This is a genomic window from Streptococcus sp. CF7_Ac1-12 (genome assembly GCF_024295905.1).
GTDB classification, from domain to species: Bacteria; Bacillota; Bacilli; order Lactobacillales; family Streptococcaceae; genus Streptococcus; species Streptococcus mitis_AP.
This window is the reverse complement of record NZ_JANCPG010000023.1, coordinates 18,305-27,562: the sequence shown is the minus strand read 5'-3', so window position 1 is coordinate 27,562 and position 9,258 is coordinate 18,305. Positions and strand designations below refer to the sequence as shown.

Here is a 9,258-nt window from a genome sequence, read left to right as displayed (position 1 = left end):
AAAAAGAGGCTAGTTTCCAAGCTAACCTCTCTCTATTTTTTAAGTGTTTAATTTCCAAAAATCGGCAAAAGAGCAAATAGGATAAATAGATTAATCCAAAGAGAAAGACAACAGATAAGTCCAAAAACAAAGAGACTGACTTTCTTGGATAGCAAGGCCATCAAAATGGACAGAATTCCAAAAACTAGCAAGACTTTCTGCATAATGAAGATGTCAATCGTTATCCCCAGAACCGGACTCCCCCAAGGAATAAAGAAGAAAGCAAGCCAGATCAGCAGAACCAAACCAATATAGACCTTGAAATAGCGTGTAATAAATGATTTTAGACGTACCATAAGCCACCTCCTACAAATAGAAAGTAATATAATACTCAATGAAAATCAAAGAGCAAACTAGGAAACTAGCCGCAGGTTGCTCAAAGCACTACTTTGAGGTTGTAGATAAGACTGACGAAGTCAGCTCAAAACACTGTTTTGAGGTTGTAGATAGAACTGACGAAGTCAGTTACATATATAATCAAAGGCGACGTTGACGTGGTTTGAAGAGATTTTCGAAGAGTATAAATCAATGCCTTCCACCTTTAGACTTCCCTAGTTCCCGTCTCAAGCGAAACATTTTTTTGAGACAGAAATAAGTTGACCTATTCAGACCAATAGCTAGCAAAATAAAAAGAAACCAAATGCCCCAAAACTTGATATCTGTCACATTTCTCAAGACGATATTGAAAAACAGAACTGAAACAACTGTCCAAGCAAGGCTAAAAAGAGAATAGAGGGGGATGTAAACCCAGTAAAAATAGTAAAAAAATGGGAAAAATCTGCTATTTCTGTTGGCCTTTTCAATCCAGTTATCAAAATAAAAGTAAGGTGCTAAAAGTAAGAATTTAAACAAATGTTCCATTATCGACACCTCTTTTTGATGGCGTTTTCTTCAACTTCATTCTATCAAAAAAATCTGGAAATGTCATTCCAGATTCTACTTTTTTATTTGCGTTTTCTTGCGATGAGATGGATCGGTGTTCCCTCAAAAACAAAGGCCTTGCGGATTTGATTTTCCAAGAAACGCAGGTAAGAAAAGTGCATGAGTTCTTCTTCGTTGACAAAGATAACAAAGGTTGGTGGTTTGGTTGCCACTTGGGTTGCATAGAAAATCTTGAGGCGTTTTCCTTTGTCTGTCGGTGTTGGGTTGATGGCAATGGCATCCATGATGACATCATTCAAGACAGCTGATGGAATACGTGTATTTTGACTTTCGCTGATTTGCTTGATCATCTCAGGAAGTTTGTGGAGACGTTGCTTGGTCAAGGCTGATACAAAGATAATCGGTGCGTAAGGCAGGTATTGGAACTGCTCACGGATATCTTCTTCCCAGTTTTTCATAGTGTGGTTGTCTTTTTCAAGCGTATCCCACTTGTTTACCACGATAATCATTCCTTTACCAGCTTCATGAGCAAATCCTGCAATACGCTTGTCGTACTCACGGATTCCTTCTTCTGCATTGATAACCATCAAGACCACATCTGAACGGTCAATAGCACGCATGGCACGCATGACAGAGTATTTCTCTGTATTTTCATAAACCTTACCAGACTTACGCATACCAGCCGTATCAATCATGGTAAACTCTTGACCATCTGTATCTGTAAAGTGGGTATCAATGGCGTCACGAGTTGTTCCAGCAACGGGACTAGCAATGACACGGTCTTCGCCCAAGATAGCATTGATCAAGCTTGATTTTCCAACGTTTGGACGACCAATCAAACTAAACTTAATGACATCTGGATTTTCTTCTTCATATTCATTTGGAAGATTTTCTACGATAGCGTCTAGCACATCCCCTGTACCGATCCCATGGACAGATGAGATAGGCAGTGGTTCACCCAAACCGAGAGCATAGAAATCATAGATATCGTTTCGCATCTCAGGGTTGTCCACCTTGTTAACCGCGAGGATAACTGGTTTGTGGGTCTTATAAAGTTTACGGGCTACGTATTCGTCTGCATCGGTAATTCCTTCCTTACCAGACACGACAAAGACGATAACATCGGCTTCTTCCATGGCAATTTCTGCCTGGTGCTTGATTTGTTCCATAAAAGGAGCATCGACATCATCGATTCCTCCTGTATCAATCATGCTAAAGGAACGATTGAGCCACTCACCCGTTGCATAGATACGGTCACGTGTCACTCCTTCGACATCTTCTACAATGGAGATTCGCTCACCAGCGATCCGATTAAATAGGGTTGATTTCCCAACATTGGGACGTCCTACAATGGCAATAGTTGGTAGGGCCATAATTTCTCACTTTCTACAATAACTTCTTCTGTTCAAGATTTTTTCTAGTTGAGCTTGGTTCAACTTGACCAAACTGTTCTGCTAGACGCTGACTCCAGCTTGTGGTCGCACGCGCCCCAGCATAGTCAGCCTGTACACGGTCGTAAGCTTGGATTACCTCGGTTGACTGTTCTTGGTATTCTTCCTCAAAGACAACATTCTCTAGTGGCAGTCTTGGTTTTACATCATGATGTTGATTTGGCGCACCTAGTGCCATCCCAAAGACAGGATAGGTGTAGTCAGGCAGGTTAAAGAGCCCTGCTACTTCTGCTGACTTGTATCGAACCAAGCCAATAATGACACCACCATAGCCCAAACTTTCAGCTGCCAGCAAGGCATTTTGACCAGCAAGAGCCGCATCGACTGAACTAATCAAGAGACCTTCTACACCTTGGGGTTGGAATGAATCGGTATGAAGCTGGGCTCCCTTTCCTGCTCGGTTCAAGTCTCCGACAAAGAGAAGGAAAACAGCAGACTGGCGAATGGCTTCCTGAGGCACCAATTCATACAGAGCATCTTTCTTTTCTTGACTTCGCACCACAATCACAGAGTAGGATTGGAAATTCTTCCAAGACGAAGCCATCTGGGCTGCTGTCAGGATTTCGGTCAAGTCTTCCTGAGGAAGGGTTTGCTCCTTAAATCTGCGCACTGACGTGTGAGCTTTCATTAATTTGATTGTTTCTGTCATCGACGGTTTACTCCTTCTAAACGAGTCTCCTCAGCCAAATAACGGATGCGTTCCATGACGCGTCTGGCTTCCCAAGTTTCGTCATTTCCATGTTTCCCTTTAGCGAAATGCAGCTCCAATTCTTCAAAGTTGAAGTTGGAGGTGAAAAAAGTCGGTAAATTTTCCTGCATCCGATATTGAAGAATGACTTGCAGGATTTCATCACGTACCCAAGCTGTTGATTGCTCGGCGCCAATATCATCTAAAATCAGGACTTCAGAAAGCTTAATCTCATCCACCAAGGTCTTGACATTACCATCACCGATAGCATTTTTGACATCGATGACAAAGCTAGGATAGTGGAGGAGAGTTGATGAAACACCACGTTTTTCTGATAAATCATGGGCTAAGGCAGCCACCATGAAACTTTTACCCACACCAAAGTCTCCATATAGGTAAAGACCTTTTAGAATAGTTGGATATTGTTCCACGAAGGCTAATAGCTTTTCAAAAACTGGCAAGCGCCCCAAATCATCCAAGTCAACTTGAGCCAAACTAGCTTTCCTGAGACTGGCTGGCAGATTGATTAACTTGAGACGATTCTTAATAGCCGCTTCTTTTTCAGCCGCTATTAGTTCAGGAGTTTCTTCATAAAAAACGTCTGCATAACCATGATTCATAACCAAAATTGGCTTGTAGCCTTTGGCAATATAATCCGTATCCCCACGGAGAAATTTGTCACGCTCGGTGATATATTGATTAAACTTGGAGATACTGCGATTTAATTCCTCTGGAGTCAAGGATTCTTGCTGGATAAAGGCCGCAACATCAGGGTCCTTCATGATTTTCTGGACCAAATCTTGATAATGAAAACGGCTAGGTTGACGTTTGAGTACGTCTCCGACACTTTCCATCTAATCTCCTCCTTTTTCTAATCGAGCTAATAGTTCTTGTTTCTTACGTTCTAGTTCCAGACGAGTTTCCTCGCTGGTTTCATTTTTATAATCTGGATTGCTCCACTTGGGTACATTGGACTTGGTAGGACTCGGTTTACTGCCTTTTTGAGCTTGACTCTTTTGCCCACGTTCACGGATGCGCAAGACTGCCTCTTCTGCCGAATGAATTTTTTGATAGGCATAGTCATTGGCTACCTTCATAGCATATTTCTCATTGATATTTGCTGAATCTACCTTATTAAAGGTCAATAAAAGAATAATATTGATAACTTCGTCCAGCAAGCCCAAGCCAGCCATTTGTTGCAAGAGTTCTCTTTCTGTTTGGGTAATGGTCCCCTTGCGTGTTTGCTTGATTTCTGCCAAGAACTGCAGGGCAGTTTTGCTTTTTGCTTCCTTGATAATGGTTGCTTCCTTAGGACTAAAGTCAGAGGAAACAGGTTTTTGAACGATTTTTTCCCGCATGCGTTTGGTTGAAATAACCTGGGAAATAGCTGTTGACTTGGCCAATTGATAAGTTTCAAACCAAGTCCATTTCTTCTCCTCAGCAATGGCAAAAAGGTTTAAGACATCGGACTGCTCATCCGCAAAGCGAAGCCCATCTCGAGCCATAAGCTGACGAAAATGGTCTAAGTCAAAATCGTTGGCCACTTTCTTCTTGAGACCAAGGTCTTCTTGACTTCCTAGTTCTGGCAAGTCTGGAAAGACTTGATTGAGTGAGACAGGTATTTCTTCTCCCTCAGCACTTTCAACTTTTAAATCCTCCACAGCTGCATCGCCAATCTTTTTCTCCAAAAGTCTGCGATAAACAGGATGTTCCAAGAAGTCTTGACTTGAAAGAGGAGCATGGATAACTATCTGATAGGTATCACCCTTTTGATAGAGGGTCAAGAGATTAAAAGCAGATAGGATTTTCAGGGCTTTTATCAGTCTATCCATCCCAAAATTGAGATGATTGAGAATGCTTGAAAAAAGGTATTCCTTTCTGCCATTATCCCAAAAACTGATGGTATAAAGATAAAGGCTCAGTGCCTCCTGACCGATAATCGGGAGGTAGCACTGTACCAGAGATGAGGTATCTTGCGACACCCGATTATTCTTTAGATAAGAAAAACGGTCAATTGGCTTCATTTATCTTTCCTTTTTCTTTTTAGAGGACTGGGTGATTTGTTGGAGCAGGCTCTCTAACTCACTCACATCCTTAAAACTACGATAGACACTGGCAAAACGCACATAGGTAATCTCATCTAACTCAGCCAACTCCTCCATGACGAGTGAACCAATGTCCTCACTTTGAATTTCATTTTCATTTCGACCACGGAGTTTCTGTTCGATACGATTGACTACCATGTTGATTTCATCACTTGACACAGGACGTTTCTGGGCTGAGCGGATAATCCCATTAAAGATTTTATCTCTGGAGAACTGTTCCCGTGTGCCATCTTTTTTAACAACCACTAAGGTTCTTTCTTCTACCCGTTCGTAGGTTGTAAAACGGTGCTGGCATTCGTCGCACTCACGTCTTCTACGAATGGTGTTCCCTTCTTCTGCTTGGCGACTATCGATAACACTTGACTTGGTAGCCCCACATTTTGGACAACGCATCCTTTCCCTCCTTATCGTTTTCTTTTCATTATACCATTTTTTAAGCGATTCCCAAAACAATTCTTCTTTTTGCTTGACAAGTTTTTTGTTTCGTTGTATTATTTAATTAAGACAAAAGGATAAAAGAAAGGAGACCAAGATGTCCTGGACATTTGACAACAAAAAACCCATCTATTTACAGATTATGGAGAAAATCAAGCTTCAGATTGTTTCCCATACACTGGAACCCAATCAACAACTTCCAACCGTGCGAGAGCTGGCTAGCGAGGCTGGTGTCAATCCAAACACCATCCAAAGAGCCTTATCAGACCTTGAACGAGAAGGATTTGTCTACAGTAAGCGAACAACTGGACGATTTGTGACTGAGGATAAGGAGCTAATCGCCCAATCGCGCAAACAATTATCGGAAGAAGAATTGGAACACTTCGTTTCCTCCATGACCCATTTTGGCTATGAAAAAGAAGAACTACCAGGCGTAGTCGGCGATTATATTAAAGGAGTTTAAGCCTATGTCATTACTAGCATTTGAAAATGTATCCAAATCTTATGGAGCAACCCCAGCCCTTGAAAATGTTTCTCTTGACATCCCAGCTGGAAAAATTGTCGGTCTCCTCGGCCCAAACGGCTCAGGAAAAACAACCTTGATTAAACTCATCAATGGCCTCTTACAACCAGATCAAGGACGTGTCCTTATCAACGATATGGACCCAAGCCCAGCAACCAAGGCTATCGTAGCTTATTTGCCAGATACGACCTATCTCAATGAGCAAATGAAGGTCAAAGAAGCCCTAACCTACTTCAAGACCTTCTATAAAGATTTCAATCTTGAACGTGCCCATCATCTTCTTGCTGACCTCGGTATTGATGAAAATAGTCGTCTCAAGAAACTATCAAAAGGAAACAAGGAAAAGGTCCAACTGATTTTGGTTATGAGCCGTGATGCTCGTCTCTATGTTTTGGATGAACCCATTGGTGGGGTGGATCCAGCAGCCCGTGAGTATATCCTCAATACCATTATCAACAACTACTCCCCAACTTCTACCGTTTTGATTTCTACCCACTTAATTTCTGATATCGAGCCAATCTTAGATGAAATTGTCTTCCTCAAAGATGGAAAAGTCGTCCGTCAAGGAAATGTAGATGATATTCGCTATGAGTCTGGTGAATCCATTGACCAACTCTTCCGTCAGGAATTTAAGGCCTAAGCAAAGGAGATTATTATGTTTTGGAATTTAGTTCGCTACGAATTTAAAAATGTTAACAAGTGGTATTTAGCCCTTTACGCTGCCGTGCTAGTTCTTTCCGTTCCCATAGGAATGCAAGGACACTATTATAATTATGTATCTTTCAAAGATAGCCAACCTGTCTTACTTTTCTTTCTGGCTCTCGTCTTTGGTGGATTGATGATTACACTTGGGATTTCAACCATTTTCTTGATTATTAAACGATTCAAAGGTAGTGTCTATGACCGACAAGGCTATCTGACCTTGACCTTGCCAGTTTCTGAACACCATATCATCACAGCCAAATTAGTTGGAGCCTTCATTTGGTCTATCCTTAGCTCCACTGTACTAGCTCTAAGCGCTTTTATTATTGTTACCATAACGGTTCCAGAATGGATATCAAATTCTGAGTTGATTCCACTTGTAGGAACATTCCTTCCTCAACTCTCTCTTATGGGGGTATCCTTCCTACTAAATACCATCTCAGGAATCCTCTGCATCTACTTGGCTATTTCCATCGGACAACTGTTCAATGAATACCGTACCGCACTAGCCATTGTAGCTTATATCGGTATCCAAATCGTCATTGGATTTGTAGAAGTCTTCTTCAATACCAGTACGAACTTCTATGTCAATTCACTTGCAGGATTTAATGATAATTTCTATATGGGAGCAAGTACGAGTATTATTGAAGAACTCATATTCATAGCTATATTTTACCTCGGAACCTACTACATCTTGAGAAACAAGGTTAATTTGCAATAGTTTTAAAGTCTAGCGACAATAACTCGCTAGACTTTTTTCGTTCTCAGGACTTACATTTTTAATATGAAGTATTTAATAAAAAGGAGTATAATAACTTTAAAATTGATTACATGTATATCGATAAGGAGGGCAACTCTTTATGCTGAAAAGATTTGTTACTAAGAAGCACCTCATACTTTACTTCTTTTCTATTGCCATTACTTGGCTGGAAGCAATTATCACACCAGCCCTTGTTCAAAATATTGTTGCTAGTTTTACCAATCAAGAACTAGGCCTTCTTTGGAAAGTTTTGATTTTAGGAATCCTTGGTAATCTCATCCTCTTACTGGGTTTGGCTGGGAAACGTTATTACTACGCTCGTTTGATTACTGACTTCAAATATGGAATCAAGAGTGCTATTTTCAAGCGATTTTTAAACAGTTATGAGATTGATGAAAAAGATATCTTGTCCGACCTAGAAAACGACGTCAAGCAACTAGAAGAAAACTATATTGAGCCAACGGTCATCATCATTTCTTCTCTGGGCTTTACCACTGTGTCCATTCTCTATGCCCTATGGACCAATTTTTACCTGGGCTTGATTTTCATCCTCTTCTACTCCTTTCCTGTCCTCTGCAGTGCTGTCGGATCAAAGCGTTTGGATTCACTTTCTGAAAAGCGGTCCACTGTTAACCAGAGCTACTTAGCAAGCTTGACAAATTTTATTGGTGGTAGCCAACAAATTCGCCATTATCAGGGGCAAGACTACTTTTTTGCTCGCTATCAAAAGCAATTACAAACCAGTCTAGATACCGAAATTAACTATGAAAAACAACGAACTTTAAACAGTCTCTTGATCAATAGCATCGATGCCTTTTGTTCTGTCACACCAATCGTCATCGGTGGCTTTATGACCTACTATAATTATTTAGATGCGGCGAGTTTTGTGGCCATCTATCTAGTTTCCCATAATATCGGCTATCAATTCCAAGAGTTGGCTTACTTTACCAACACCCGAAAAGCGAATCGAACTCTTCTCAATAAATACCAAAAACTTTTGAACCAGTCTGATCCCATCTTGCCTAGAATCATAGAAAACATTTTCCCTATCCAACTTAACAGCATCTCCCTAGAAAAAGATGGAAATAACCTCCTGTCTCCGATTTCCATGCACATCAAGCAAGGAGAAAAAATTGCCATTATCGGGGAAAGTGGCTCTGGTAAGACAACCCTGCTCAATATCATTCATGGAGAAGAGACACCAACAAGTGGACAGATTAGCTTTGCTGGTCAAAACCTGTCACGTCAAGAAATCACAAGCTTTAGTTCCTATATCCTCCAAGATAGCCATTACTTTGACACGCTCTCTCTGGACGACAATATCCTTCTAGGACTGGATAAAAATCCAGATACTTTAAATCATATCCTCAAAAAAACAGGATTAGAACATTTGAAAAATCGAACGCTCAGCAATGATAGTCTGTCTGGTGGCGAGAAACAACGCCTTGAAATAGCTCGTGCCCTCTACCATGATAGCCAACTCATCTTAGCAGATGAAATCAAGGCCAATCTTGACTTGGAAAATAGCAGAAAAATTAGCGACTTGCTCTTCTCCCTACCTCAAACAGTTATTGAAGTCATTCACCACTATACAGAAGAAGACTTAAAACACTATGACCAAGTCATTCACTTACGAAAAGGAAAGTAATATTCTATAAAATACGATTTTAAAA

11 protein-coding genes are annotated in these 9,258 nt (G+C 40.8%); 4 read left to right on the top strand and 7 right to left on the bottom strand.

Annotation, left to right across the window (positions count from 1 at the left end; translation table 11 throughout):
• Positions 1-47 precede the first annotated feature (47 nt).
• From NMM17_RS09285 to nrdR, 7 genes are all read right to left on the bottom strand, one after another.
• The gene (locus NMM17_RS09285; protein ID WP_254754315.1) at positions 48-335 is read right to left on the bottom strand and encodes a hypothetical protein; all 288 of its coding nucleotides are present in this window, start codon (positions 333-335) and stop codon (positions 48-50) included.
• Between the two features lie 229 nt (positions 336-564).
• A complete protein-coding gene (locus tag NMM17_RS09280) occupies positions 565-900 on the bottom strand; it encodes a hypothetical protein (RefSeq protein ID WP_254754314.1) in 336 nt (111 codons plus the stop codon).
• A gap of 83 nt (positions 901-983) precedes the next feature.
• Positions 984-2,294, bottom strand: a complete 1,311-nt coding sequence (gene der / locus NMM17_RS09275) for a ribosome biogenesis GTPase Der (protein ID WP_001207696.1) — start codon at positions 2,292-2,294, stop codon at positions 984-986.
• Positions 2,295-2,307: 13 nt separating this feature from the next.
• Positions 2,308-3,021 carry an NADPH-dependent oxidoreductase gene (locus NMM17_RS09270; RefSeq protein WP_254754313.1) on the bottom strand — a complete coding sequence of 238 codons (714 nt, stop codon included), beginning with the start codon at positions 3,019-3,021 and terminating at the stop codon, positions 2,308-2,310.
• On the bottom strand, positions 3,018-3,914 hold the full coding sequence (dnaI, locus tag NMM17_RS09265) for a primosomal protein DnaI (protein WP_254754312.1): 897 nt from the start codon (positions 3,912-3,914) through the stop codon (positions 3,018-3,020). Before dnaI ends, NMM17_RS09270 begins: the two co-directional genes overlap by 4 nt.
• On the bottom strand, positions 3,915-5,084 hold the full coding sequence (locus NMM17_RS09260; RefSeq protein ID WP_254754311.1) for a replication initiation and membrane attachment family protein: 1,170 nt from the start codon (positions 5,082-5,084) through the stop codon (positions 3,915-3,917).
• A complete protein-coding gene (gene nrdR, locus NMM17_RS09255; RefSeq protein ID WP_001203672.1) occupies positions 5,085-5,558 on the bottom strand; it encodes a transcriptional regulator NrdR in 474 nt (157 codons plus the stop codon).
• A gap of 139 nt (positions 5,559-5,697) precedes the next feature.
• On the opposite strand from nrdR, the gene NMM17_RS09250 reads away from it, so the two are divergent.
• The 4 genes from NMM17_RS09250 to NMM17_RS09235 all read left to right on the top strand — a co-directional run bounded on the left by NMM17_RS09250 (position 5,698) and on the right by NMM17_RS09235 (position 9,233).
• Positions 5,698-6,063 carry a GntR family transcriptional regulator gene (locus tag NMM17_RS09250; RefSeq protein WP_000119149.1) on the top strand — a complete coding sequence of 122 codons (366 nt, stop codon included), beginning with the start codon at positions 5,698-5,700 and terminating at the stop codon, positions 6,061-6,063.
• A gap of 4 nt (positions 6,064-6,067) precedes the next feature.
• Complete coding sequence (locus tag NMM17_RS09245) at positions 6,068-6,763, top strand: ABC transporter ATP-binding protein (RefSeq protein ID WP_000054197.1); 696 nt, start codon at positions 6,068-6,070, stop codon at positions 6,761-6,763.
• Between the two features lie 15 nt (positions 6,764-6,778).
• A complete protein-coding gene (locus NMM17_RS09240; RefSeq protein ID WP_000498767.1) occupies positions 6,779-7,546 on the top strand; it encodes a hypothetical protein in 768 nt (255 codons plus the stop codon).
• Between the two features lie 139 nt (positions 7,547-7,685).
• The gene (locus NMM17_RS09235) at positions 7,686-9,233 is read left to right on the top strand and encodes an ABC transporter ATP-binding protein (protein ID WP_000919330.1); all 1,548 of its coding nucleotides are present in this window, start codon (positions 7,686-7,688) and stop codon (positions 9,231-9,233) included.
• The last annotated feature ends 25 nt before the right edge of the window (positions 9,234-9,258 follow it).